The sequence below is a fragment of the Arthrobacter sp. MP_M4 genome, assembly GCF_035984855.1.
Taxonomy (GTDB): Bacteria; Actinomycetota; Actinomycetes; order Actinomycetales; family Micrococcaceae; genus Arthrobacter.
The window spans coordinates 11972-34829 of the sequence record NZ_JAXCHX010000026.1 but is presented as its reverse complement, the minus strand read 5'-3'; the positions used below and the strand labels follow the sequence as shown (position 1 = coordinate 34829).

At 67.1% G+C, this 22858-nt stretch carries 25 protein-coding genes and 1 pseudogene; 20 read left to right on the top strand and 6 right to left on the bottom strand.

Annotated features, from left to right (window positions below; genetic code table 11):
• Nucleotides 1-2: 2 nt before the first annotated feature.
• From RCH15_RS16055 to RCH15_RS16045, 3 genes are read left to right on the top strand one after another with little or no spacing between them, the layout of a single operon-like run.
• Nucleotides 3-1418 (top strand): flagellar hook-length control protein FliK, encoded by a 1416-nt coding sequence (locus RCH15_RS16055; protein ID WP_326961665.1) that lies wholly within the window; start codon nucleotides 3-5, stop codon nucleotides 1416-1418.
• 18 nt (nucleotides 1419-1436) lie between these two features.
• On the top strand, nucleotides 1437-1871 hold the full coding sequence (locus RCH15_RS16050) for a flagellar hook assembly protein FlgD (RefSeq protein WP_326961664.1): 435 nt from the start codon (nucleotides 1437-1439) through the stop codon (nucleotides 1869-1871).
• A 31-nt stretch (nucleotides 1872-1902) separates the two neighbouring features.
• Nucleotides 1903-3066 (top strand): flagellar hook protein FlgE, encoded by a 1164-nt coding sequence (locus RCH15_RS16045; RefSeq protein ID WP_326961663.1) that lies wholly within the window; start codon nucleotides 1903-1905, stop codon nucleotides 3064-3066.
• Here the strand turns inward: RCH15_RS16045 and RCH15_RS16040 are convergent.
• The 3 genes from RCH15_RS16040 to RCH15_RS16030 form a co-directional block, all read right to left on the bottom strand.
• Complete coding sequence (locus RCH15_RS16040) at nucleotides 3063-3929, bottom strand: class II glutamine amidotransferase (protein WP_326961662.1); 867 nt, start codon at nucleotides 3927-3929, stop codon at nucleotides 3063-3065. The genes RCH15_RS16045 and RCH15_RS16040 overlap by 4 nt on opposite strands.
• A 24-nt stretch (nucleotides 3930-3953) precedes the next feature.
• Nucleotides 3954-5354 carry a glutamate decarboxylase gene (locus RCH15_RS16035; RefSeq protein ID WP_326961661.1) on the bottom strand — a complete coding sequence of 467 codons (1401 nt, stop codon included), beginning with the start codon at nucleotides 5352-5354 and terminating at the stop codon, nucleotides 3954-3956.
• A gap of 61 nt (nucleotides 5355-5415) precedes the next feature.
• Nucleotides 5416-5853, bottom strand: coding sequence for a universal stress protein (locus RCH15_RS16030; protein WP_326961660.1), 438 nt, complete (start codon nucleotides 5851-5853; stop codon nucleotides 5416-5418).
• Between the two features lie 196 nt (nucleotides 5854-6049).
• On the opposite strand from RCH15_RS16030, the pseudogene RCH15_RS19120 reads away from it, so the two are divergent.
• Together RCH15_RS19120 and RCH15_RS16025 are read left to right on the top strand one after the other, a co-directional pair.
• Nucleotides 6050-6133, top strand: a pseudogene (locus tag RCH15_RS19120) (zinc-ribbon domain-containing protein); the annotation flags it as partial.
• A gap of 61 nt (nucleotides 6134-6194) precedes the next feature.
• Complete coding sequence (locus tag RCH15_RS16025; protein ID WP_326961659.1) at nucleotides 6195-6401, top strand: putative zinc-binding metallopeptidase; 207 nt, start codon at nucleotides 6195-6197, stop codon at nucleotides 6399-6401.
• 12 nt (nucleotides 6402-6413) lie between these two features.
• Here the strand turns inward: RCH15_RS16025 and RCH15_RS16020 are convergent, their stop codons facing one another.
• Nucleotides 6414-7919: a GGDEF domain-containing protein gene (locus RCH15_RS16020; RefSeq protein ID WP_326961658.1), complete on the bottom strand. Its 1506-nt coding sequence runs from the start codon at nucleotides 7917-7919 to the stop codon at nucleotides 6414-6416.
• A 217-nt stretch (nucleotides 7920-8136) separates the two neighbouring features.
• Here RCH15_RS16020 and RCH15_RS16015 point away from each other — a divergent pair, with 217 nt between their 5' ends.
• The 13 genes from RCH15_RS16015 (at nucleotide 8137) to RCH15_RS15955 (ending at nucleotide 18828) form a co-directional block, all read left to right on the top strand.
• A complete protein-coding gene (locus tag RCH15_RS16015; protein ID WP_326961657.1) occupies nucleotides 8137-8427 on the top strand; it encodes a flagellar FlbD family protein in 291 nt (96 codons plus the stop codon).
• 3 nt (nucleotides 8428-8430) lie between these two features.
• A complete protein-coding gene (locus RCH15_RS16010; RefSeq protein ID WP_326961656.1) occupies nucleotides 8431-9246 on the top strand; it encodes a motility protein A in 816 nt (271 codons plus the stop codon).
• Nucleotides 9243-10070 (top strand): OmpA/MotB family protein, encoded by an 828-nt coding sequence (locus RCH15_RS16005; RefSeq protein WP_326961655.1) that lies wholly within the window; start codon nucleotides 9243-9245, stop codon nucleotides 10068-10070. The genes RCH15_RS16010 and RCH15_RS16005 overlap by 4 nt, the downstream gene beginning before the upstream one ends.
• Before the next feature lie 93 nt (nucleotides 10071-10163).
• On the top strand, nucleotides 10164-11051 hold the full coding sequence (locus RCH15_RS16000; protein ID WP_326961687.1) for a flagellar motor switch protein FliM: 888 nt from the start codon (nucleotides 10164-10166) through the stop codon (nucleotides 11049-11051).
• On the top strand, nucleotides 11048-11779 hold the full coding sequence (gene fliN / locus RCH15_RS15995; protein ID WP_326961654.1) for a flagellar motor switch protein FliN: 732 nt from the start codon (nucleotides 11048-11050) through the stop codon (nucleotides 11777-11779). Before RCH15_RS16000 ends, fliN begins: the two co-directional genes overlap by 4 nt.
• Nucleotides 11780-12355, top strand: a complete 576-nt coding sequence (gene fliO / locus RCH15_RS15990) for a flagellar biosynthetic protein FliO (RefSeq protein ID WP_326961653.1) — start codon at nucleotides 11780-11782, stop codon at nucleotides 12353-12355. It abuts the gene before it with no gap.
• Complete coding sequence (fliP, locus tag RCH15_RS15985) at nucleotides 12355-13188, top strand: flagellar type III secretion system pore protein FliP (RefSeq protein ID WP_409017226.1); 834 nt, start codon at nucleotides 12355-12357, stop codon at nucleotides 13186-13188. The genes fliO and fliP overlap by 1 nt, the downstream gene beginning before the upstream one ends.
• Nucleotides 13185-13460 (top strand): flagellar biosynthesis protein FliQ, encoded by a 276-nt coding sequence (gene fliQ, locus RCH15_RS15980; protein WP_326961651.1) that lies wholly within the window; start codon nucleotides 13185-13187, stop codon nucleotides 13458-13460. Before fliP ends, fliQ begins: the two co-directional genes overlap by 4 nt.
• A gap of 1 nt (nucleotide 13461) precedes the next feature.
• On the top strand, nucleotides 13462-14220 hold the full coding sequence (locus RCH15_RS15975) for a flagellar biosynthetic protein FliR (protein WP_326961650.1): 759 nt from the start codon (nucleotides 13462-13464) through the stop codon (nucleotides 14218-14220).
• Nucleotides 14220-15299, top strand: a complete 1080-nt coding sequence (locus RCH15_RS15970) for an EscU/YscU/HrcU family type III secretion system export apparatus switch protein (protein ID WP_326961649.1) — start codon at nucleotides 14220-14222, stop codon at nucleotides 15297-15299. Before RCH15_RS15975 ends, RCH15_RS15970 begins: the two co-directional genes overlap by 1 nt.
• Before the next feature lie 37 nt (nucleotides 15300-15336).
• Complete coding sequence (locus tag RCH15_RS15965) at nucleotides 15337-17385, top strand: flagellar biosynthesis protein FlhA (RefSeq protein ID WP_326961648.1); 2049 nt, start codon at nucleotides 15337-15339, stop codon at nucleotides 17383-17385.
• The gene (locus tag RCH15_RS15960) at nucleotides 17363-18481 is read left to right on the top strand and encodes a hypothetical protein (RefSeq protein WP_326961647.1); all 1119 of its coding nucleotides are present in this window, start codon (nucleotides 17363-17365) and stop codon (nucleotides 18479-18481) included. Before RCH15_RS15965 ends, RCH15_RS15960 begins: the two co-directional genes overlap by 23 nt.
• A 74-nt stretch (nucleotides 18482-18555) precedes the next feature.
• Entirely contained in the window at nucleotides 18556-18828 is a 273-nt protein-coding gene (locus tag RCH15_RS15955; protein ID WP_326961646.1) for a carbon storage regulator, read from the top strand.
• 33 nt (nucleotides 18829-18861) lie between these two features.
• Here RCH15_RS15955 and RCH15_RS15950 read toward each other — a convergent pair whose 3' ends face one another.
• Entirely contained in the window at nucleotides 18862-19467 is a 606-nt protein-coding gene (locus RCH15_RS15950) for a flagellar protein FlgN (protein WP_326961645.1), read from the bottom strand.
• A 167-nt stretch (nucleotides 19468-19634) separates the two neighbouring features.
• Between RCH15_RS15950 and RCH15_RS15945 the strand changes: the two genes are divergently transcribed.
• Both RCH15_RS15945 and RCH15_RS15940 read left to right on the top strand, forming a co-directional pair.
• On the top strand, nucleotides 19635-20453 hold the full coding sequence (locus tag RCH15_RS15945; protein ID WP_326961644.1) for a sigma-70 family RNA polymerase sigma factor: 819 nt from the start codon (nucleotides 19635-19637) through the stop codon (nucleotides 20451-20453).
• Nucleotides 20454-20630: 177 nt separating this feature from the next.
• Entirely contained in the window at nucleotides 20631-21110 is a 480-nt protein-coding gene (locus RCH15_RS15940) for a Dps family protein (protein WP_326961643.1), read from the top strand.
• Between the two features lie 117 nt (nucleotides 21111-21227).
• Here the strand turns inward: RCH15_RS15940 and RCH15_RS15935 are convergent, their stop codons facing one another.
• On the bottom strand, nucleotides 21228-22838 hold the full coding sequence (locus RCH15_RS15935; protein WP_326961642.1) for an MFS transporter: 1611 nt from the start codon (nucleotides 22836-22838) through the stop codon (nucleotides 21228-21230).
• Between the last annotated feature and the right edge of the window lie 20 nt (nucleotides 22839-22858).

The following is a 22858-nucleotide window of genomic DNA, read 5'->3' as shown; positions in this document are numbered from 1 at the left end:
GCATGGCTCCGGCCTCCACACCGACCGTTGCCGGTCCGGGCCGCGGCGCGGGGCAGAGCACGCGTGCGGCGTCCGCCGGCAGGCACGGGGACGCCGACACCTTCGGCGCGGTGCTGCAAGGTGTACGGCCCGCGCCGGAGGTTTCGCCGGGGCCGACGACGAACGCCCGCGGCGCCGCGGCCAACGCCGCACCCCGGGACGCTGCACTCCGGGACGCATCTGCCGTCGTATCCACCGGCACGGACGCGCCGCAATCCGGCGAGCGACCCGATCCCGGCGCATCCGCGGCCCGGGATGCGCCTGCATCTGATGCTTCAGCTGCCGGCAGCGCCGCCGCCCTGGCCCCCGCCCCAAATTTCGTGATCGGCATGCCGCCGGCTGCCGGGACCCACCCCACCGCGGAGCCACAGACAGCAGCGCCGGCCGGCGCGCAGTTTCCCGGCGTGCGTCCCGGGCCAGCCCCGGCGACGCTGCCCCAGATGACGCTGCCCCCGATGACGCTGCCTCTGGCGGCCTTGCCTTCGACGGCACTTCCCCTGACCGGGGATGCAGCCACCGCGGCACCGGGCACAGCAGTGGCTGGCCCACTGGCGGCGAGTGCCACCGAGCCGCTGCCCGGACCGCCGTCGTCCATGGCGGCGACAGCGGCGACAGTGACGTCACCGACCACACCCACGACATCTGCTCCGGCGACGGCACCGCCCGCGGCTGGCGCGGGGAGCGGTCCCACGGACACCGCGCTCGCCGCAGCCGCGCTCGCAGACGGCGCGGCCACCGCCCCCGACGGATCCACCTCCGTGGCCCCCGGGGTACCCACGCAGACGCCCGCCGCTGATGTGCTTGCCGCCGCCGGGAGCGCAGCGGCCGTTGCAGCGCCAGCCGCCCAGCCGGCGTCGTCAGCTGCTCCCGCACCGCACACCGCGCCCCCACCGCAGCCGCAGACCGGGCCCGCTCTCCAGACCCAGGTGGCAAAGCCGCTTTTCACCCTGGCCGGAGCACCGCAAGGACAGCACATCATGACCTTGCAGGTGAGTCCGGACAACCTGGGTCCTCTGACGGTCAGGGCTCTTATCGATGCCGCGGGCGTCCGGATCGAGCTCTTCGCCCCCGGCGACGCCGGACGCGAGGCCATCCGGGGGATCCTGCCCGAGCTCCGCAAGGAACTTGCCGATGCCGGCTTCGGAGCCAGCCTGGACGTCTCCGCGCAGAACGGCCCCGGAAGTGCGGCCCGCGACGGAACCGGCAGGGACCCTGCGGACCAAGGCACGGGACGGGACCCGGGCCCAGACCCGGGTGGCAGCAACGGCCGGGGCGATCAACGGCCCGGCCACCGCTGGGACGCTCTGGCCGATGGTGCCGCCCTGCGCCACACCAGGGCAGTGAACGGCCCCCAAACCACCCTTGACATTCTTGTCTGACACGAAGGAAAGCGACTCATGACGATTCAGCCCATCGCCTCGCAGCCGGTCACGGCCGCGGGGGAGACCACCCAGGCCGCTGCCGTGCGGAAACCCGTGCAGGCTATGGATTCGGAGGTGTTCATGTCCCTCCTGGTGGCCCAGCTCAAGAACCAAAACCCCAGCGCCCCCATGGACACCAACCAGATGATGAGCCAGACCATCCAGCTCTCCATGATGGAGAAAATGCAGGAGCTGACCACCAACAGCAAGGAAGGGTTCTCCCTGCAGATGCGCCAGGCCGCAGCGCAGCTGATCGGCCACTCCGTGGACTACACCCTCGCCGACGGCACCACCGGCACAGGCAACGCCAGCTCCGTGTCCTATGCCGGCGCCGTTCCGGCCGTCAAGGTGGGCGACCTGTCCATTCCCCTCGACTCCATCACCGGGCTCACCGCTCCGGCCACCTCCTGACCAGTTCTTCCCCCGTAGAAAGGCAGTTCCCATGCTCCGCTCGCTGTATTCCGGAATCTCCGGCCTTCGCGCCCACCAGACCATGCTGGATGTCACCGGCAACAACATCGCCAACGTCAACACCGCAGGCTTCAAGGCGTCGTCCACCCAGTTCCAGGACACACTGTCGCAGATGACGCAGGGCGCCTCCGGCCCCCAGACCGAAACCGGCGGCAGCAACCCCGCACAGATTGGCCTTGGCGTCCGGGTTGCCGGCGTCAGCACCAACTTCGCCCAGGGTTCCTCGCAGAGCACCGGCCGTGCCACCGACATGATGATCTCCGGCGACGGGTTCTTCGTCACCAGCAAGGGCGGGCAGCAGCTCTTCACCCGTGCCGGCGCCTTCAGCGCCGACGCCGCCGGCCAGCTCGTCAGCCCGGACGGCGGGATCCTGCAGGGGTGGACCGCCGTCAACGGTGCCGTCAACACCGGCGGACCGGTCGGCGACCTCGCGCTCAACGCGAACAACCTCGTGCCTGCGAAGGCAACGGACGCGGTCACTGTGGACGGAAACCTGCCCAGCGAGGGCGCCACCCTGGAACGCGTCGTCAAGGTCTATGACGCCACCGGGGCCGAGCGGAACCTCAGCCTGACCTTCACCGGTTCGGGTAACAACTGGCGAGTGTCCGGGTCCGATGACAACGGCAGCACCGGAACGGCGGCCCTGACCTTCACCGACGGAAAATTGACCGCCGGCGGCCCGCTGGTGGTCGGCGGCATCTCCGTCAACCTTCCCGAGATCTCCTCCTTCGCCCGGGTGGCGTCCGTCGCGGTCAGCGGCCAGAACGGCTCCGCCGCCGGCAAACTGGAGTCCTTCACCCTCGGCAACGACGGCTCCCTGATCGGCTCCTTCAGCAACGGCCTCAAGCAGGTCCTCGCCAAGATCGCCCTGGCCAAGTTCACCAACCCGGGCGGCCTGGAGAAGGCCGGCGGCTCGTCGTACGTGGCCACTGCCAACTCCGGCGGCGTGCAGCTCGGCGGCGCGGGCGACGCGGGCCTCGGCAGCCTTTCCGGCGGGTCCCTGGAAATGTCCAACGTGGACCTGTCCCAGGAATTCACCAACCTGATCGTCGCCCAGCGCGGTTTCCAGGCCAACGCCCGCATCATCACCACCTCGGATGAGGTCCTGCAGGAGCTGGGCAACCTCAAGCGCTAGGCCTTTTGGGACGCCGCGGCGGAGGGCTCAAGATCTGACAGAGTGAGCGGATGGGTCGGGGCCTCCGGGAAGGGGAAGCCGGCCGTCACTGCCAGATCCGGGCCCACGTGCACCAGTTCGCCGGCCTCCAAAGCCCGCCACCGCGGGTCCTGGTCCATCCGTTCGGTGGCGATGAGGACGTGTGAGGAGCCGGCGAGGTCGTCGCTGCGGGCATGGATACGGTGGCTCCGGGCGTCCAGAGGGGCCGGGCCGGCAGCATCGGCGCGGCCCCTCTCCAGGATGTACAACTCATGGGTCGCCGGGTACCTCACGGCCCACAGCTCCGTCGCTGTCGTTACGATGAGGTTCAGGCTGAGCACGGGCACTTCCCGGGCAATCCACGTGATGGCCCGGGTGATGCCCTCCCCTGCATCGCCGTCCGCCCTGCGGCTCTCTGCGGTGATCAGCGCGAAGAGCCGCTCGCTGTCCGTCTGGCCGTGGACGAGGCCGGTGGCGCCGAGCCCGGCCAGATGGTGATCGAGTCGCCCGAGACCACCGAAAGCGCCGTTGTGCGCGAACAGCCGCCCGTCCTGTTCGAAGGGGTGGGTGTTGACCATCGTGTGCGCTCCGGTGCTGGCGTACCGGACGTGGGCAAGGAACGTTGTGCTCTTGAGATCCCGGGCCTCGCGGGCGAAGGCATGGTCCTCCCAGGCGGCCAGGGGTTGCTTCGCCACGTGGGCTGCGCCGTCCGCGTCGAAGGTACCGATGCCGGCTCCGTCGGGCTCCCTCCGGCTCTGGACCGAAAGGCTGTCGGGGGCATCGAGGAGCCAGAACGTCGCCCGGACCGGGCGGGCGCCGGCGTGCAGGCCAAAGAGTCGGCACATGGCTTTCCTTCCGTTGGGCCCTGCCTAGTGGTGGAAGGCCTGGGTTTGCCCGCCGGGTGGCATGGGCGCCGTCAACCCGTCCAGGTACGCGACTTCCTTGGTGAGGTCGGACAGGAAGCTGGATGCGAGGTCGCGGGTGAAGCCGTTGCGCACCACAATCCTTTGTACTGTGACCTCGCCCAGACCGTCCGGCAGCGGGTAGGCAGGGACGAGCCACCCGTTCATCCGGAGCCGCTCAGAGAGGTGGTGAAGATTCCAGTTTCCGGTGTGGCCATCAGTGAGCTGCCAGGCAAAGACCGGGATATCAGATCCGTCACTCCACAACGTGAAGGCATCCATTGCCCCAATCTCAGCGGACAAATACAGCGCCACGTCCCGGGAGGTGGCCTGCACCGACTCATATCCGGCAAAGCCGAGCCGGAGCAAAAGGTAGTACTGCAACAAGACCTGCGCGCCCGGCCGTGAAAAGTTCAGCGCGAACGTGGGCATGTCCCCGCCGAGGTAGCTGACATGGAAGACCAGGTCATCCGGAAGCGCCTGTTCATCCCGCCAGACAACCCATCCGAGACCGGGATACACCAGACCGTATTTATGGCCGGAGGTGTTGATCGAGGCGACCCGGGGGAGGCGGAAGTCCCAAACAGTTTCCGGCTGCAGGAACGGGGCGATCATGGCTCCGGAGGCCCCGTCGACGTGGATCGGGACATCCAGGCCGCGGCGTGCCTGGATGTCATCCAAAGCCGCCGATATCTTCTCGACCGGTTCGTAGACGCCGGTGTACGTTACGCCCATGATGGCCACAACGCCGATCGTGTTCTCGTCCACGTACTGGTCCAGGTCATGGCCATCAAGCATCCGGTGTTCCTTGGACACCGGAACAAACCGGGGTTCAACATCCCAGTAGTTGCAGAATTTCTCCCAGCACACCTGCACGGCCGAGCTGAGAACGAGGTTGGGCTTATCCGCCGCCAGGCCAGCAGCGCGTCTGGCGTGCTGCCATCGGCGCTTCAGTGCCAGGCCGCCGAGCATGCATGCTTCCGAGGAACCCGTGGTGGAGGTGCCGATGGTCTTCGCCGGGTCGGGTGCGTTCCACAGATCTGCGAGCATTCGCCAGCACCGGGTCTCGATCAAAGCCGTTTGCGGGTATTCGTCCTTGTCGATCATGTTCTTGTCGAACGTTTCGGCGTAAAGCTTCGAGGCGTCCGGTTCCATCCACGTTCCCACGAACGTCGCCAGGTTCAGCCGCGAGTTCCCGTCCAGCATGGCTTCATCGTGAACCACCTGATACGCCGTCGAGGGCAGGGACTCCCCGTTCGGAATCGTGAAGCGTGGATACATGGTGGATTCCCCCGGCCGGCTGAACAAGGGGTTCAGCTCGACGGCGGAGTCCGGGTCATGAGCCGACGTCCGGTGTGACCTGCTCATTTTTGCTCCTTCGCATCGAGGGACCGCCGCGGACCTCCAGCCGGTCGTTATCCGAAGTCTCTCACTCAGGGGCCCGGTCGCGGATCACCAGGATGGGACAATGTGCGTGGTGGACCGTCTGGGTGGACACCGAACCGAGCATCATGCCGGCGAATCCACCGTGGCCGCGCGAACCGACAGCAACGAGCTCGGCGTCCCGGGAGGCGTCCACGAGTGCTGTGGCGGCGTTGCCCTGCACCACGCGCCCGGTGATCTGCACACGCTGGTCCCTGACCCGTGCCAGTTCCGCCTCAAGGGTGGTCTGGGCGTCGGTCTGGAAGAGCTCGTAGTCCCACGCCTGGCCTAGTGCATCGCTGATGTACGGGAAGTTCCAGGACGTCAGGGCCATCACCTCGCCGTTGCGCAACCTGGCTTCTTCCACTGCCCAGTCCAAGGCGGCCCGGGACTGCGGCGAACCGTCCACCCCCACCACGATCCTGAAGCTCCCGCTGCCGGCCATGTGTCCTCCGCTCCGTGTGAACCCGTCCGGGCACTGCGCTGATAATCCATGGTGGCAGTCCGGAAATTTCGGCGGGGAGTGCCATTAGGCACTGTGTCCGGCTTCCTCCCACACCTGCCTGCCGCCCACCTCGGCCCACCGGCCGCGCGCCCATCGTGGGTACGATCGGGTGGGGTGAAAACAATCCTGCGCAAACTGTGGCCCGGCCGTCTTTTTCGACAACTTGGTCTGCCTGAGCTGCGGAACCAACCTCGGGTACTTGCGGGACCGGAGGCCCTAGGAATGGCCTCGCCTTTGACCTGCTGTCCAACGTCAACGAGAACGTGGTCAGTGGTTCGGTAGTGAGGGGAAAACCCGGGCCGCACGGGCTGATACCGGAAGGTTCCGGGACCCTGCCGTTCCGCACCCTCGTGGTAACGCCATGGCTTCCGCTCTCCATCACGCTGAATCAGGTCAACCGGAGCATGGGGCGGGAAGATCTGTACCCGTTTGTCCTCTCCGCCCCGGTGCTTCAGAAGTTTGAGTTCATGCACGGGCTCCGCGCCTGAGGGCCGGCCGGGTCAGCGGTCCACCGGGTCGGACACCGTCTGCCGCAGTTCGTCCCAAAAGGCGGTGGCTTCGGCGGGGCGGGGGACGTTAAGGACTTCCTGCTGCGTCAGCGAGTCGGTCCACTGCTGAACCAGCTCATGGTGGAAGACGAACTCCTGAAGGGCCGTGCGCTCCGGAAGAAGCATCCCGGCCGGTTCCGGCCCCGCAGGTAACTGGTCGATTGCTGCCAGCATGGACTCCAGTGTTCGCCGCGCCGTCTCCGGTCCACGGGTTTGCTGCGGCAAACGGCCAAGGCTTTTGGCAGCAGCGATCTCGTGGCGCAACGTCCGTGTGTAAGCAGCCCACGCCCTTGCCTGATCCGGCTGAACAGGCAAGGTGCTGTCAGTATCGGCGGGCCGGAACTGATCGTGGATAACGAACCGGCCCCGCCCGGCGCGCTTCGCCGCGTACATTGCCTGGTCCGCCCACTCCAGGAGATTGTCGATGTTCTCGGACTCGGACTCGGACTCGGAACCGGATCCGGCCGTGATCCCGCATCGGACCGCTACTCCCACGCTCGCGGTCATGTGCAGTACTTTCCCCGCCACCTCGACGGGTTCCGCGACGGCGTCCATGATGCGCCGGGCCATACCTGCTGCCACGTCGGCGCCCGAGCCCGGCAGCAGGAGGGTGAACTCGTCGCCTCCGGTCCGCGCGGCTGTATCACCGCTGCGGGTGCAGGACTGGATTCGACGTGCCAGTTCGAGCAGCAGGGCGTCGCCGGCCGCGTGCCCGTAAGAGTCGTTCACGGGTTTGAAACCGTCAATGTCCAGGGACAGTACCAACAGCGGCTCCCCGTGCTGCACACCCGCTGCGAAGGCCGCGCGGAGCCGCTCCTGCAGCAACGTTCGATTGGCCAGTCCGGTCAGCGGATCGTGCAGGGCCTGGCTTGCCAGCCGGTTCAACAGCATTTCTTCTTCCGCCCGGGCGCGTTCGTGGATGGTCCAGTGGACAATACTGGTGGCGCAAATGGCGAGGAAGAGGAGGGTGTGGATGATGGCCCACACCAGTGGGTCGGCCAGCGCCGCGGGATGGTTATAGATGTGCTGGGGTGCCAATAAACCAAGGACCCAGTGGTGGGCGAACACCACCAGTGCCGCGGCCGCCAGCGGGGTCCAGTCTTCGTAGAGGGCCACAACCGGCACCATGATGAAAAACAGGAAGTGCGCTTCGATGGTGCCGGACGTGTGCACCACCATGACCGCGGTGATCATCAGAGCCACCGCGGTGAGGGAGGCCCGAAGCCTGCGGCCACACGGGACCTTGAGGGCAACGGCGGACAACAGGGCGGGCGCGGCTCCTCCCAGGAGCGCATGGCCCGGGTCAGTGCCCTGGGATAAAGCGAAAACGGAGACGGCCAGGGATGAGACCAGAGCAAACGCCACGATCACCCGGTGCCGGAAGACCCACGCACGCTCGGGAAGCTTCGAGCCGTGGGGAACGAAGCTGCCGATCGCACGAAGCCACTGCGGTGCCACGGAGACGCTCCCAAGTTAGGTTGGAGAAAGTGTGCTGGATCGGCTGCCCAGGCTTAGTGCCGACAGCCTACTGTAGCCATTCCGGCGCAATGTGATGCATGTTACGCGTGCGCGCCGCGTTTGAATGCGGCGCAACGCGCTGGCGCCTAACGGATGGGGTTCGGTTGCCGACAGTAGGTACAGGAACACCGCCCCTAAAACAAAGCAGAATCGGCCCATGATCGTTGTCACCCGCCTGAACGGAACGCGTTTCGCGGTTAATCCGGATTTGATTGAGCGTATCCACGAGAGCCCGGACACCCATCTGGTGACCCTCGACGGCGCCACCTACGTGGTACTCGAAAGCCTCGCCGACGTGGTCGAACTCATCGCCGACTACCGGGCTTACGTCCTGAGCAAGGCACGGGACTTCCCTGCGGTGACCGGATACCCGTTGAGCCTTGTCCCGTCCCCGGAGTCCACCGTGGACGCCGGCAGCCGCCCAACACCTGAGCCACCAAGGAAGTAATCCATGGATCCCGCAACAGTCATCGGACTGCTTCTCGCTTTTGGTTCCCTCATCGTCATGGTCCTTCTCGAGGGCGGCAGCCTCAGCTCACTGGTCCTCCCGGCTCCCATGATCCTGGTCTTTGGGGCCACCCTGGCCATCGGATTGGCAGGAAACACCCTTAAGGACGTTATTCAGGCCTTCAAGTCCGTGCCGGGGATGTTCGTCGGGAAGACGTCGAAGCCGCAGGACAGCATCGACCAGATGGTGCGGTTCGCCGAAAAGGCGCGCAGCGAAGGTCTGCTCTCCCTTGAGGAAGAGGCCGCCGGAGTCGACGATCCATTTCTGGCCCGGGCGTTGCAGAACATCGCCGACGGTACCGACGCCGAGGACCTCCGGATGCAGATGGAGGATGAAATTGATACGAAGTCCCGCAGCGACCACGCCTCGTCGAAGTTCTTCGCATCCCTCGGCGGCTATGCCCCCACCGTCGGCATTGTGGGAACTGTGGTTTCCCTGACCCACGTCCTGGAAAACCTGTCCCAGCCCGACGAGTTGGGCCACATGATCGCCGCGGCGTTCGTCGCGACCCTCTGGGGCCTGCTGTCCGCCAACTTTATCTGGCTTCCGTTTAGTTCCCGCCTGGCCCGGTTGTCTGAACTGGACATTGAACGCCGGACCCTGCTGATGGAAGGCATGCTTGCCGTGCAGTCCGGCGCCCAGCCGCTGCTGCTCGCCGAAAGGCTCCGCTCCATGGTGCCCGAGCATCAACTCAAGAGCTCCGGAAGCGGCCGCAAGTCGGCCGCCGGTGATGCCGGAACGATGGACTCTGCCGCGTGAGCGGCCGCCGGCGCCCCCGCAAGAAACCGGAAGAGCACCACGTCGACGAGCGCTGGATGGCGTCCTACATGGACATGGTCACGGTGCTGATGTGCTTGTTCATCGTCCTCTATGCCATGTCCACGGTGGACGCGAACAAGTTTGAGAAGCTGCGTAATTCCCTCGCCACCGGCTTCGGGACGGTCGCTAGCGAAACAGTGGATACCGCAGAAGGCACCGTGGTGCCGCCGGAAGCTGTGGACAAGAACCTTGAGGCTTTCGCAGCGGTCGAAGCGGCGGCATCGCCGGCAGCACCCGAGGCCCTTGAGGCGGCCATGAAGGAGGTGGACCGGCTCCGTGCCCTGGAGGCGCAAATGAAAGCTGGCCTGGCTGATGCCGGGTTAAGCGAGAACGTCGAATTCCAGATTGACCAGCGCGGACTAACGGTCAAGTTGGTCGGTTCGCAGACCTTCTTCGCGCCGGACCGGCCGGAGCTTACCGACCGCGCGGCGCAGGTCCTGCGGATCGTCTCTCCGATCCTTGGCCCGGCGTCCATGGAAGTCATGGTCGAGGGTCACGCCGCCAATGGCATCACCGCCTACCCGTCCACCTGGGAGTTGTCCTCCGCCCGCGCCGTCAACGTCCTGCGCTTCATGGTGGACCGCGGCGGCATCGCTCCGGCGTCCATCGGCGCCGTCGCCTTCGGGTCCGCACGGCAGGTCAACGACGACTCCACACCGGAGCTCATGGAACTCAACCGCAGGGTGGACATCGTGATCATTTCGGACCAGCCCGACGTCGTCCGCGCCCTGATTCCGGAAGTGCTGAAGCAGACCCGGAAATAGGCTGGAATTGCCTCGCGTTTTGCCGGGATTATTGCCTGTGGCGGATTGCTTACGAACGCGGAGCCCTGGCCGATAGTGGCAACCGTGAGTGTTATGGAAGAGCAGGAAGCGGCGCGGGAGCGGACGGTCAGCGTCTACGACTTCCGGCGTCCCGCGACGCTTGCCCGGGAACACAGCAGGGTCCTGGAACTGGCGTTTGAAACGTACGCCCGCCAGTGGGGAACCCAGCTGACCGCCAAGGTCCGCGTGAAATCCGTGGTGCGGCTTGAAGACGTCAGCATGCTCAGCTACGACGAGTACGCCGCCTCCCTGCCGGCGGTCACGGCCATGGTGCTTTGCACCGTCGAGGGAAACGATTCCCGGCTCGTGGTCCAGTTCCCCGCCCCCGCCGCGCTCGGCTGGGTGAACCGCATGCTCGGTGCCTCCAACGATGCGCCCATGCCGGACCGCAAATTCACCCAGATCGAACAGGCACTGGTCAAGGGCCTCATGGACGAGGCGCTGGAAGACCTCGGATACTCCCTGGGCCCGCTGCTGAGCGAAACCGTCCGGGTAGACACCATCCAGTACAACTCCCAGTTCGCCCAGGCCGCAGCGCCGAGTGAGCTGATGATCGTCGCGGCGTTCACCATCACCGTCGGTGACATGAGCACCCCCGCCACCCTGGGTGTCCCGGCGGCACTCCTGCTCGGCCGGCTCAAGAAGGTCAACCCCACCGACAACCGGGGAGACGCCGCAGCGCGGGTCAGCGCCCAGCTGGAACGGGTACCGGTGGAACTGTCGGTCCGGCTCTCGACCTCGTTTGTCACCCCCAGCCAGGTGCTGGGCCTTGCCGTGGGAGACGTCCTGACCCTCCCGCACCTGGAAAACCGACCGTTTGATCTCACCCTGGACGGCACCCGGCTCGCCACCGCCGCTCCGGCCCGGAACGGGTCCCGCGCCGCCGCTGTCATTGTCACAATCGAGGAGAACCACCGATGAGCATCACCCTGACCAGGCACGAATCGTCGGCGGAACGGCTCGTTGAAGAACTGCCGAGCCCTGTGGCGCTCAAAGTGCTGGCCCTCGTGCCGGCCCGCGCCGCCGCCCCCTACGCCCGCCAGGCCGTCACCGCCACCTTTGTTGGCTCCGTCACCGCCGATCTCGCGCTCATGTTGAGCGACCGCACTTTCCTCGACGAAGCGGCCGGCGGCATGGCGGGAGCCCAGCCCGGCGTCGTCTCGGTCACCGATGTGCTGCGCCCCGCGATGGAAAGCGCCAGTTCGGTGTTCGGCGCCGGGGTACTGAGCGACCTGCGCGAGTCCGACGCCTCCGGGCTGCTCTCCGACCCCGACACCGCAGTGTTCGAACTCTCCGATGGCATCAACGCCGCCGCCTGGTTCGCCGTCCGCCTCCGCGAACACAGCACCGGCCAGGACCGTGCCGGTGACTTGTTCGCCGCCGGCGGCGACGCCGTCGCCGGCCGCCTCGGGCGGATCAACAACATTGAAATGGCCTTGACCGTGGAAATCGGCCGCACCCGGATGTCCGTGCGGGACGTGCTCTCGCTCGAACCCGGGAAAATCATCGAACTCGACCGCTCCGCCGGCGCCCCGGCGGACGTCCTGCTGAACGGGCGGCTGATAGCCCACGGCGAGGTGGTGGTCCTGGACCAGGACTACGCCGTCCGGATCACCCGCATCCTCGACGTCGCCGAGGGGCTCAGCTGAATGGACGCACTGATCCTCGGGCTGCGGGTATTCGTGGCCCTGGGCGCGGTGCTGGGCCTCATGTGGCTTTTGCAACGAAGGCTCGTCAAGGGCACCGGACGGCGCCGGACCGACAATGCCCTGAAAATCGTCAGCCGGCAGAGCGTCGGCCAGAAGGCCTCCGTAGTGGTTGTCGACGCCAGCGGGCAGCGCTTCCTCCTGGGCGTCACTGATCACGCCGTCAACGTCCTGCATACCGGCGACATCCCGGCCGAGGCCGTGAAGGAAGCCGTTCCCGAAAGCCGCCGGGCCGCCGGGGAATTCGCCCGGGTCCTCTCCGGTTTCAACCCGCTGCCGGGCCGCGACCCCGGCGTCGCAGAGATGGCCGCCGACCGGGTGGACGAGGTGGCGGCCGCCCCCGCGGACACCCCGCTGCCCCGCCGCAGTACCCGGCACCGGGTCTCCCACGCCCGCGGGCCGGGCCCCCGCGCAAAAACCTCCGGCGCGGCCGGCCACGCACCCCTGCACGGGTCCATCCTTGCCGGCTCCACGTGGAAGCAGGCCGCTGCCGCTCTCAGGAGCGGACGCCGCAATTGATCCGCTCCCTCACTTCCAAGCCCGCCAGGGCCCTGGTGCTCGGCCTCGCCGCCGTCCTCATCGCGGTACTGTTGCTGTGGCTCAGCGCTTCGGCCGGCCAGGCCGCCCCCATCGACCCCACCCCGCCGGTCGCCCCCACTGACCCGGCGAACCCGGGCGATGGCAACGTCAATATCGAAATCAACGGACTCGACGGCAAACCGTCGACGGCGGTCCTGACTCTGCTCGGCATCACCCTGCTGTCGGTGGCTCCGGCACTGCTCCTGATGATGACGTCCTTCACCAAGATCTTCGTGGTCCTGGCGATGACCCGCAACGCCCTGTCGCTGCCTTCCATCCCGCCGAACCAAGTCCTGGCCGGGCTGGCCCTGTTCCTCTCAATCTTTGTCATGTGGCCGGTCATCAACGAGATGAACACCATTGGCATCCAGCCCTACCTCAACGGCACCCTGGACTTCAACGGTGCGGTCGACGCCGCCAGCGGGCCGCTGCAGCAATTCATGCTCGCCCACACCCGGGAAGAGGACATCGCGCTGATGTCCCGGGCCGCCGCCGCCGAAAACCCGGCAACCCCCGAGGCCGTGCCGCTGCAGACGCTGATTCCGGCCTTCATGATTTCTGAGCTCCGCGCCGCGTTCATCATCGGCTTCGTCATCTTCATCCCGTTCCTCGTGATCGACCTGGTGGTCTCCGCCGCCCTGATGTCCATGGGCATGATGATGCTCCCGCCGGTGATGATCTCCCTGCCGTTCAAGATCCTGCTGTTCGTCCTCGTGGACGGCTGGGGCCTGATCATCACCTCGCTCATTCAGAGCTATGCGGCCACCGGATGAACGCCAACGCTGTCCTGGACATCTGCCTCCAGGCGATGATTGTCGCCGCCAAGCTCTCCGCCCCCGTCCTGGTCACCGCACTGGTGGTGGGACTGGCCATCGCCTTGCTGCAGTCGATCACCCAGCTGCAGGAAGCCACGCTGTCGTTCGTGCCGAAAGCCGCAGCCGTGGCGATCGCCCTGCTGGTCTGCGGCCACTGGATGATCTCGGAGATGGTGGCGTTCACCAACGACCTCTTCGCCAAGATCCCGTCCCTGCTCGGAGGCCTGTGAGGTGGGCATTCCGATCGACCCGACGTGGCTGGAAGCGCTCCTGCTGGCCACCGTCCGGATGACGGCGTTCCTGGTGGTGGCGCCGCCCTTTGCGTACCAGGCATTCCCGGCCCGCGTGAAGGCCATGCTGGGGCTGGGGCTGGGCCTCGCGGTGTCCCAGCGGGTCTCCGCCGGGTACACCGCACGCGACACGGCCGGCTTCCTGACCGGAGTGGTGCTGGAGCTCGTCACCGGGCTGGCCCTTGGCTTCCTGGTGCTGGTGATCTTTTCCGCCGTCCAGTCCGCCGGCAGCCTGATCGATCTTTTTAGCGGTTTCCAGATGGCGCAGGCCTTCGACCCCCAAATGAACGTCAACGGCGCACAGTTCACCAGGCTGCTGCAAATGGCCGCGCTGGCGCTTCTATTCGCCTCCGACGGGTATCAACTGGTCATCACCGGACTCACCGGGAGCTTCGGTGCCCTGCCGCTCGCCGGCGGCATCGATCTCGCCCGGCCCGTCGAGGCGCTGACATCGGCGGTCACCGGCATGTTCCTCGCCGCCGTCCAGATCGCCGGGCCGCTGGTGGTGGTCCTGTTCCTCGCCGACGTCGGGCTGGGACTGCTGACCCGGGTGGCCCCGGCGCTGAACGCCTTTTCGCTGGGCTTCCCGCTCAAGATCCTGCTCACCCTCATGCTCGCCGGATTCATCTTCCTGGCGCTGCCAAGGATCGTTTCCAGCCTCGCCGGCCAGGCGGCCAAGACGGTACTGGGGGTGGGCTGATGTCGGATTCACAGGAAAAGACCGAGCAAGCCACCGACAAACGCATGAAAGAGGTCCGCTCCAAGGGCCAGCTTTCCCGCTCCCAGGACCTCACGGCGTGGGTTGGCGTCGGTGCTGCCGCCATCATGCTCCCGGCCACGGTGGAACGCGCTGCCAACGCCGCGACGGACCAGCTCTTCAGCATCCGCGGCATCGTTGCAGCCCCGGACCCGGGCAAGGCCGTGAAGGCCCTTGAGGACGGACTCTCCGCCATCGCCGGCATCATCGGACCCTTGCTGATTGTTGTCTTCGTGGTGGTTCTCGCCGGCGCCGCACTCCAGGGCGGCGTGCACATCAAAAAGTTCAAGCTGGACTTCGAGCACTTCAAGCTCCTCGCCGGACTGAAACGCCTCTTCGGCATGCAGGCCGTGTGGGGCGGCGTCAAAGCCCTGCTGAAAGCCAGCGTCGTGGGGCTGGTTCTCTACAGCGTGGTGCAGGGGCTGGTACCCGTGTTGCTGACGGCCGGTGGAATGCCGGTCGCGGGTGTGGTGCAGGCGGCGGGCGGCGGCATCGCCGCCCTGGTCCAGTTCGCCGTGGCGGCCGGCATCGTGCTGGCGGTGGCGGACTTCTTCGTGGTGATGCGCCGCAACCGAAAAAAGACCCGGATGTCCAAAAAAGAAGTCCAGGACGAAAACAAGAGCAGCGAAGGTGACCCGCTGATCCGCTCCCAGCGGCGCGCCCGGCAGATGGCAATGAGCCGGAACCGGATGATCGCGGCGATCGGGGACGCCGACGTCGTGCTGGTCAATCCCACGCACTTCGCGGTGGCCCTCAAGTACGACCCCGGAAAGTCAGCGCCCCGCGTGGTGGCCAAGGGCTCCGGCCATATCGCGGCCAGGATCAGGGCAGAAGCGGAAACGAAGAACGTTCCAATGGTCCAGGACATTCCGCTGACCCGTGCCTTGCACAGCGCCTGCGAGCTGGGCCAGGAGATCCCGGTGGACTTCTACCGCGCCGTGGCCGGCGTCCTTGCGTTCGTGATGTCGCTGAAGGCGCGCGGGGCCGCCAGTGGCATGCACCGGATGGCAGCCGCCACGTGAGAACAGCTCGATCGTCCGTCTGTGAAAGGACCGCACCATGAAGAACAAGCTCGCTCCACTGACCGTGCCGATCGGCATCGTCGGTATTGTGCTGCTGCTGGTTGTTCCGGTGCCGGCGCCGCTGCTGGACGTCCTCATCGTCTGCAATATCCTGCTCGCGCTGCTGGTGCTGCTGACCAGCATGTTCGTGAAGAAGCCGCTGGACTTCTCAGTTTTCCCCTCACTCCTGCTGGTGGCCACGCTGTTCCGGCTGGGCCTGAACGTCGCCTCCACCCGCCTGGTGCTGGGGGAGGGGTACGCCGGGCAGGTCATCGAAGCCTTCGGCAAGGTGACAGTGGGCGGATCCATGATCATCGGCGCCGTCGTGTTCCTGATCCTTCTGGTCATCCAGTTCGTGGTGGTCACCAAAGGCGCTGAGCGGGTAGCCGAGGTGGGCGCCCGCTTCACCCTCGACGCGATGCCCGGCAAGCAGATGGCCATTGACGCGGACCTCAATGCCGGCCTGATCACCGATACCCAGGCCCGCGAACGCCGCGCCGAGGTCTCGGCGGAGGCGGACTTTTACGGCGCCATGGACGGCGCTTCGAAGTTCGTCAAGGGCGACGCGATCGCCGGCCTCATCATCATCATCATCAACTTCATCGGCGGCATCGCCATCGGCATGCTGCAGCGCGGACTGGAGATCGGCGACGCGGTAGGCACTTACGGCATCCTCACCATGGGCGACGGCCTGGTCACGCAGATTCCGGCGCTGCTGATGGCCGTGTCCACCGGCATGATCGTGACCCGTTCGAACGCCGAATCGGACATGGGACGCACGGCGTCCAACCAGCTGATGCAGTCGCCGAACGCCCTGCTCATCGCCGGCATCGCCGCCGTGGCGATGGCACTGATCCCCGGCATGCCGCCGTTGCCGTTCCTTCTGGTCGGGGCGGGGCTGCTCCTGGCCTCCCGCCGCGCGTCCGCCGGCCAGCGGCAGGCGGAGCAGGTCCGCGAGGCCGAGGCCAGCGCCCTGAACTTCCCGGAAGTGGACCCCAACGAGAAGCTGCTCGAGGACATGCGCGTCCACCCGGTGGAGATCCTGCTGGCCCCGGACCTCGTGGACATGGTCTCCGGCGCCTCGGATGACCTGCTGGCCCGGGTGCGGTCCCTGCGGCACAAAATCGCCATGGAGCTGGGCCTTGTCATCCCCCCGGTCCGCACCCGGGACAGCGTGGACCTGCCGCCGTCGAGCTATTCCATCCGGATCGCCGGCGTGGAGGCAGGCGGGGGTACCGCCCCCAGTGGCCAGATGCTCGCTTTGGGCGACAGCCTCGACTCGCTACCCGGCGTCGCGATGATCGAGCCCGTGTTTGGCCTGGCCGGGAAATGGATCCCGGCGGAAATGCGCCACAACGCCGAGATGACCGGCGCCACCGTCATTGACCGCGTCTCGGTCCTGGTCACCCACCTGTCCTCGATCGTCACGGCTAACGCCGCCCGGCTCCTGTCCCGGGAAGACGTCCGGGTCCTGACCGAGGGCGTGCGGAAACAAAGCCCTTCCGCCGTTGACGAACTGACCCCGGCCCTGCTCTCCCTCGCCGAACTGCAACGGGTGCTCCAGGGGCTCCTGGACGAGCAGGTACCCATCAATGACCTGGCCCGGATCTATGAGGCGCTGACCCTCCGCGCCAAAATATCCACGGACCCGGAAACACTGGTGGAATCCGCGCGCCAGGCCCTCGGTCCGGCGCTGACGGCCAGGTTCATGGAAGGCCCCGTTTTGAATGTGATCATGATCGACCCGCTCCTGGAACAGTCCATGCTCGAGGACATGCGCCCCGCCGAGGGCGGCAGCCAGATTGTGATGGGCCAGGACCGGCTCGACGCCGTGCTCCGCTCAGTGCGGTCCGCCGTCGACTCCGCGGCGGCCGCCAACCGTCCGGCCGTGCTGGTCTGCGCCCCCGCGCTCCGCCCCGCCATCCACCGGCTGGTGGGGGCGCACCCGGGTTCAGTACCGGTGCTCTCGTACCGTGAAGTCACCTCAGCGAACGTCCGGATCGAAACCGTAGGAGTTGTGCGACATGCAGAACCGCTTTCGGCTTAAGGGCGCCTCGCTCGAGGAGATCCGCCGCAAGGCGGAGCAGCAGCACGGCCCCGCCGCCCGCATCGTGTCCGCGGAACGCGTCATCAGCCCCGGCATCGCCGGTCTCTTCGCCGGCGACCGCTACGAGGCGGTGGTCGAGGTGGGACCGGAGCCGGTGACCGGCGAGGTGGCGCCTGATCCGGACGTCCTGGCCAGGGCCGCCCGTCCAACTCCTGTTCGGGCCAGCACCGAGGCCGCTGCGCTGCCTGCCAACACTGCGGCTGCTGCGGTGCCCGCGCGCTCGGTGCCCGCCGCTGCGGCGCCTGCCCACGATTTGCAGGGCGCCGCGATCGCTGCCCTGCTCGACGAAGCCGACGCGGCCGAACTGAGCCTGCACCGGCCCGGCAACCCCGGACTCTCGACGGAATCCCCGGACTTCGCCGAACTGCTTGAACAGCTCGGCGCCGGGCTCCGCGGCCCGGCCGCCGTCGCTCCGGCCGAAACCGGCGTTCCGCCCCGGCGCGGGCAGGCCGGGGCACGCGCCGCTGGGGCCCGGCGCACGGCGCCGGACCACCCGGCCCCGGACACCCGGCAGACGGCGGCGCCGGCCCCCGCCGTCGTACGCATGCCGGCGCCGGCCCCCCTCAGCGGAACCGGGGACCTGGTGCTGCTCGTGGGACTTGGCGACGACGCGCTGGACACTGCCCTGGCCATGTCCACCGCAGCCGGCGGCGCCGACGTGCGCACGGCGGGGAAGCTGTCCGCATACGGTCACCTGCACGTGGAAGGCCGGCAGGGCGCGACGGCGGCCCGCGCCCACGCAGTCGTCACGGAACGGACCGTTCTGGTGGCCTTCGGCTTGGGTAAGGCCCGCGACGCCCTCGCCCGGCTCCAACCGATCGGCGCTTTGTCCGCGGACCAGGTCTGGGTGGTGGTCGATGCCGGGCGGAAGCCGGAGGACACCGCGCGCTGGGTGGGCGTGCTCGCCGCGCAACTGGACATCGCTGCGGTGGCAGTGGTCGGGGCCGCCGAAACCGCCTCGCCGGAAACGGTTAATTCGCTGGGGCTGCCGGTCGGCTGGATTGACTCCGCTCGGGCACGCCCGGCCAGGACCTGAGATGGCTGGCACTTACCGCGCAGCTGCCGCCGGATTCGTCGGCCGCCCTGCACCGCGAAGGGTAGATTAAGAGAATGCTGGTACTAACACGCAAGCCGGGCGAACAGATCATGATCGGCGACGGGATCGTCATCACGGTTCTGGAAGGCCGTGGTGACGGTGTTCGGATAGGCATCGAGGCGCCCCGTGGAGTGCCGATCCAACGCCGCGAAGTCATCGAAGCCATTGCCGCCGCGAACCTGGCGGCGGCGCAAGCCGGAGCGGAGGCCGGCCCGGAGGCCGAGGATGCGCTGCGCGGGCTGGTCCCGCCGGCGCCCGCCACCAAGCCGGCCGCCGGCACGGACTGACACCCGTGCGGGGACATTCCCGCCCGCGGCCGATCAGTCGACGGTGACGTCGAGGTAGCGGGCCAGCACCGGCTGGGCCGTCCGGCCGATCACGGCGAGGGCGTACTCAATCGTGCCGGCCATCGTCAACTGATCGAGCACCTGGGTTGTGTCAGCGGGCTGCGTGACGCCGTCCTCGACCCCGCCGCCGGACAAGGCGGCCGCTTGCCGGACCCCCAGGCCCCGCAGGGTGTCTTCGTTGGTGCGGGCAGCGGCGCTGAGCCTATCGAGCGAGGTGCGCAGAGTGTCCAAGTGATCCTGCAGGATTTCGGGCCAGGTCCCGGCGGGAGCCCCGCCGATGAGTTCAAGCAGCGTCGCCTGGGCCGGCAAGCCCCATTCGGCCGCGATTGCCGCCGACTCCACGCTCCGGGCGAGCGCTTCAAAGCGAAGGCGTTCCAGGACACCCTCCACTTCGGCGGCCGTAAAGCTCAGCCACTGAAGGTTTCCTGCCTCGAGATGGAGCCGCTGGGTTTCCAACCTGAATAACAGCAGTTCCAACTGGCGGCGCTCCTGCCACAAACCTGCCGAAAGATCACCTGCACCCATGGGCCCCATTCCCGTTGCTGCCCCGGCCGAAAGCGTTACCGCAATTTCAGCCAAGCTTTGTCCTGAGATTACACGCAGAATGTGCCTCGGGTGATAAGTTTCGATTTGGGTGCTGCGCCCGGGTTTCAACACCGACTTCCTGGGGGAGGCACGGGGCCCATCCAGGGTATGGCTCATGGTTTTCAAGGCTTCCGGATCCTGTCTCATGGGGGGACAAACTATTGAATCGCGTGGAACGCAACGAGATGGTCACACAGCATCTTCCGCTGGTGGGCTACCTCGTTTCAGATTTGTGCTCGAAAGCGTCACACCTTTCCCGTGATGACTTGGCGTCTGCCGGCGCCATCGCCCTGATTACGTCAGCGGACTCCTTCGACCCGGACCTCGGTGTGCCGTTTGGGGCTTTCGCCCGGCGGCGGATTCTGGGGGCCTTTGCCGACGAGATGCGCGCCAGCGACTGGGCGACGCGCTCGGCGCGCCGCCGCATCAAAGAAACAATGTCGGTCCAGGAGACCCTTGCCGCGGCCCTCGGACGCACTCCCAGCGTTGATGAGATCGCCTCGGCCCTGGGTGTCCAGCAAAGCGTTGTGGAGGCAGCCCTCGCCGATGCGTCGCGCACCCTGACTCCGCTGGACGAAGCCGTGGTGGACACCTTGGCCGCCGAGACCCTGACCCCGGAACTCTCCGTTCTTGCGGACGAACGGCTCCAGTACCTCCGCGCGGCGGTCAAATCCTTGCCCGAACGGATGCGCTACGTCGTCGAGGAGATCTACTTCGGCGACAGGACCGTCAAGGACCTTGCCGCTGAACTCGGCTCAACCCACGCAGCGGTGTCCCAACAGCGCGCCGAGGCGATCCGGCTGATGCGGGATGGGCTGACCGCCCACTACGCGGACGATCCCGGGCAGGGCTTCAAGCCCCAGTCCCGGATAACGCCGAAACGCCGCAACGACTACCTCTCCCAGTTGGCGGAAGCCACGGCCGGGGGCATCACGAAAGTCATCTTCCCGCAAGGTCCCCTGCTCAACGAGGCTGTGTGAGCGCCTCCGGGGGAACCGCCCGGGCAAGTACTAAGCGGACTTAGTAAGCTGATCGAGAAATTCCCCGTGGCCGTCGCCCGGCTTAGACGGCCTGCGGTAGCGTCGAGGCATCGGATTTGGCGATACCGGGCGCGGCAGCAGTGTGCGCGGCCGGACCGGACTTACTCAGGAGGACGCATGAAAGCAACACCTACCCTCACAACAAACCTGCAGGCCGTGCTCGTAGACCTGATCGAACTGCACATCCAGGGCAAGCAGGCGCACTGGAACATTGTAGGAACGAACTTCCGGGACCTGCACCTTCAGCTGGATGAGATCATCGAAGCCGCCCGCGCCTTCGCGGACGACCTTGCCGAGCGCATGCGCGCCCTCCACGCCCTCCCGGACGGCCGCAGCTCCACCGTGTCCAAGTCGACCTCGCTGGCCGAGTTCCCGAACGGCTTGATCAACACCAAGGACGCCATCGAGCGGATCGTTGCGGCCCTCGAAGCTGCCGTCGGCACCATGCGCAAAGTCCACGACGCGGTGGACGAGGAAGATCCCACCACCGCTGACCTGCTGCACGCCTTTATTGCCAAGCTGGAGCAGTACGCCTGGATGGTCAACGCCGAGACGATGCGGGCCACCGCCGACGTCACGACGGCGAAGGGCAAGTAGCTCTTCGGCTGCACCCTACGGGATATGCAGAGCGCCCGGCGCCGGTTTCCCCGGCGCCGGGCGCTCTGCAATTAAGCAGCATCCAGCCTGCGTGGGCTTCCGGCTCCGGCGCCCGGGCTAGTTCGCGGTCGGCACCTTCCGCAGGACGACGGCAGCGAGCACCGACGCGCCGGCCATGAGCACCAGGGCGATGGTGGCCGTGATGTGCACACCGGAATCAAAAGCGGTCCGCGCAGCGGTCATCACAGCCTCCGCCAGGGGCGCCGGCAGCACCTGGGCCAGTTCCACGGCACCGGCCAGGGTCTCACCGGCCTGGATTGTCACGGCAGCAGGGGCTGCCTCGGCGGCGCCGGTGGGGAGCCGAAGATTCCCCTGGTAGGAGGCTGTCAGGATCGAACCCAGGATGGCGGTGCCCAGGAGGGAACCGACTTCGTAGCCGGTCTCGGAGATCGCGGCCGCCGCTCCGGACTTCTCGGCCGGCGCAGCACCGAGGATGAGGTCGTTGGAGATGGTTTCGGCGGCGCCGACGCCCAGGCACAGCACCAGCAAGGCAGCCAGCAACAGCGCCGGGCCGTGGCCATGATCGCCGAAGGCCACCAGGAAATAGCCGGCGGCGCTCAGCAGCAACCCGCCCGCCACTACGAATCCGGGGCGGACCTTCTTCACCAGAGGCACCACCAGCAGTCCCGCCAGTACGGTGGCGATGAGGGCGGGGACCATGGCGACACCGGACTCCGACGGCGACTGCCCCTCGATCAGTTGCAGGTGCTGGGCGAGGAACAGAATGAAGCCGTTGAAGGAGAACAGCGCCAGGACGTTCGCAATGATGGCGGTGCTGAAGACCCGGTTGCCGAAGAGGCTGAGGTCCAGCAAGGGGGCCGTGCGGTTCCGGGCACCCGACGCCGCCAGGAGGTGCCGCTGGCGCCGGACGAAAACGTACCCCATGAGCAGGCCGAAGGCGATGGCCCCCAACGGTTCCGCGACGAGACCATGCGTGGCCAGGACTTTGATGCCGTAGACCACCGGGACCATCACCAGCAGGGACAGAAGGATGCTGGGCAGATCCACCCGCCCCGGGTTGGGATCGCGGGATTCCGGGATGAGGGCCGGGCCGAGTGCCAGCAGGGGCAGGATGATCGGGACGGCCACCAGGAGAACCGCGCCCCACCAGAAGTGTTCCACCAGCCAGCCGCCGAAGATCGGGCCCAGAGCGGCGCCACCGGAGAACCCGGCCGCCCAGATGGCCACTGCCAGCCGGCGCCGGTTGGGCTCGGGAAAGATGTTGCGGATCAGGGACAAGGTGGAGGGCATCAGCATGGCCCCGAAGAACCCCAACCCGGCGCGGCCGGCAATCAGCCACTCGGCGCTGGGGGCAAATGCCGTGACCGCCGAAACCGCAGCGAATCCGGTGCTGCCGACGAAAAGCAGCCGGCGGCGCCCGATCCTGTCGCCCAAGCTGCCCATCGCCACCAGGAGTCCCGCGAGGACCAGGGGATAGGCGTCCACAATCCAGAGCAGTTCCACGCCGGAGGCGTCGAGGCTGCGCGCGATTGCCGGCAGTGCGAAGGTCAGTGCGGTGTTATCGACGGCCACGAGCAGCACCGGGAACATCAACAGGGCAAGCGCCAGCCAGTCGCGCCAGGGCGCCTGAGGCGGCCGGGTCACCGTTGATCCGGCGTCGGAGCCGGGGGTGCCGGGGTGGCTGGTGGTGGCGGCAGTGTTGCTCATGACGATAACTGTACCGTCTG

Excerpts from the sequence above, each read along its gene's own strand:
- RCH15_RS16055 (WP_326961665.1), top strand. The coding sequence starts at position 3 with ATGGCTCCGGCCTCCACACCGACCGTTGCCGGTCCGGGCCGCGGCGCG.
- RCH15_RS16050 (WP_326961664.1), top strand. The coding sequence starts at position 1,437 with ATGACGATTCAGCCCATCGCCTCGCAGCCGGTCACGGCCGCGGGGGAG.
- RCH15_RS16045 (WP_326961663.1), top strand. The coding sequence starts at position 1,903 with ATGCTCCGCTCGCTGTATTCCGGAATCTCCGGCCTTCGCGCCCACCAG.
- RCH15_RS16040 (WP_326961662.1), bottom strand. The coding sequence starts at position 3,929 with ATGTGCCGACTCTTTGGCCTGCACGCCGGCGCCCGCCCGGTCCGGGCG.
- RCH15_RS16035 (WP_326961661.1), bottom strand. The coding sequence starts at position 5,354 with ATGAGCAGGTCACACCGGACGTCGGCTCATGACCCGGACTCCGCCGTC.
- RCH15_RS16030 (WP_326961660.1), bottom strand. The coding sequence starts at position 5,853 with ATGGCCGGCAGCGGGAGCTTCAGGATCGTGGTGGGGGTGGACGGTTCG.
- RCH15_RS16015 (WP_326961657.1), top strand. The coding sequence starts at position 8,137 with ATGATCGTTGTCACCCGCCTGAACGGAACGCGTTTCGCGGTTAATCCG.
- RCH15_RS16010 (WP_326961656.1), top strand. The coding sequence starts at position 8,431 with ATGGATCCCGCAACAGTCATCGGACTGCTTCTCGCTTTTGGTTCCCTC.
- RCH15_RS16000 (WP_326961687.1), top strand. The coding sequence starts at position 10,164 with ATGGAAGAGCAGGAAGCGGCGCGGGAGCGGACGGTCAGCGTCTACGAC.
- fliN (WP_326961654.1), top strand. The coding sequence starts at position 11,048 with ATGAGCATCACCCTGACCAGGCACGAATCGTCGGCGGAACGGCTCGTT.
- fliO (WP_326961653.1), top strand. The coding sequence starts at position 11,780 with ATGGACGCACTGATCCTCGGGCTGCGGGTATTCGTGGCCCTGGGCGCG.
- fliQ (WP_326961651.1), top strand. The coding sequence starts at position 13,185 with ATGAACGCCAACGCTGTCCTGGACATCTGCCTCCAGGCGATGATTGTC.
- RCH15_RS15970 (WP_326961649.1), top strand. The coding sequence starts at position 14,220 with ATGTCGGATTCACAGGAAAAGACCGAGCAAGCCACCGACAAACGCATG.
- RCH15_RS15965 (WP_326961648.1), top strand. The coding sequence starts at position 15,337 with ATGAAGAACAAGCTCGCTCCACTGACCGTGCCGATCGGCATCGTCGGT.
- RCH15_RS15960 (WP_326961647.1), top strand. The coding sequence starts at position 17,363 with ATGCAGAACCGCTTTCGGCTTAAGGGCGCCTCGCTCGAGGAGATCCGC.
- RCH15_RS15955 (WP_326961646.1), top strand. The coding sequence starts at position 18,556 with ATGCTGGTACTAACACGCAAGCCGGGCGAACAGATCATGATCGGCGAC.
- RCH15_RS15940 (WP_326961643.1), top strand. The coding sequence starts at position 20,631 with ATGAAAGCAACACCTACCCTCACAACAAACCTGCAGGCCGTGCTCGTA.
- RCH15_RS15935 (WP_326961642.1), bottom strand. The coding sequence starts at position 22,838 with ATGAGCAACACTGCCGCCACCACCAGCCACCCCGGCACCCCCGGCTCC.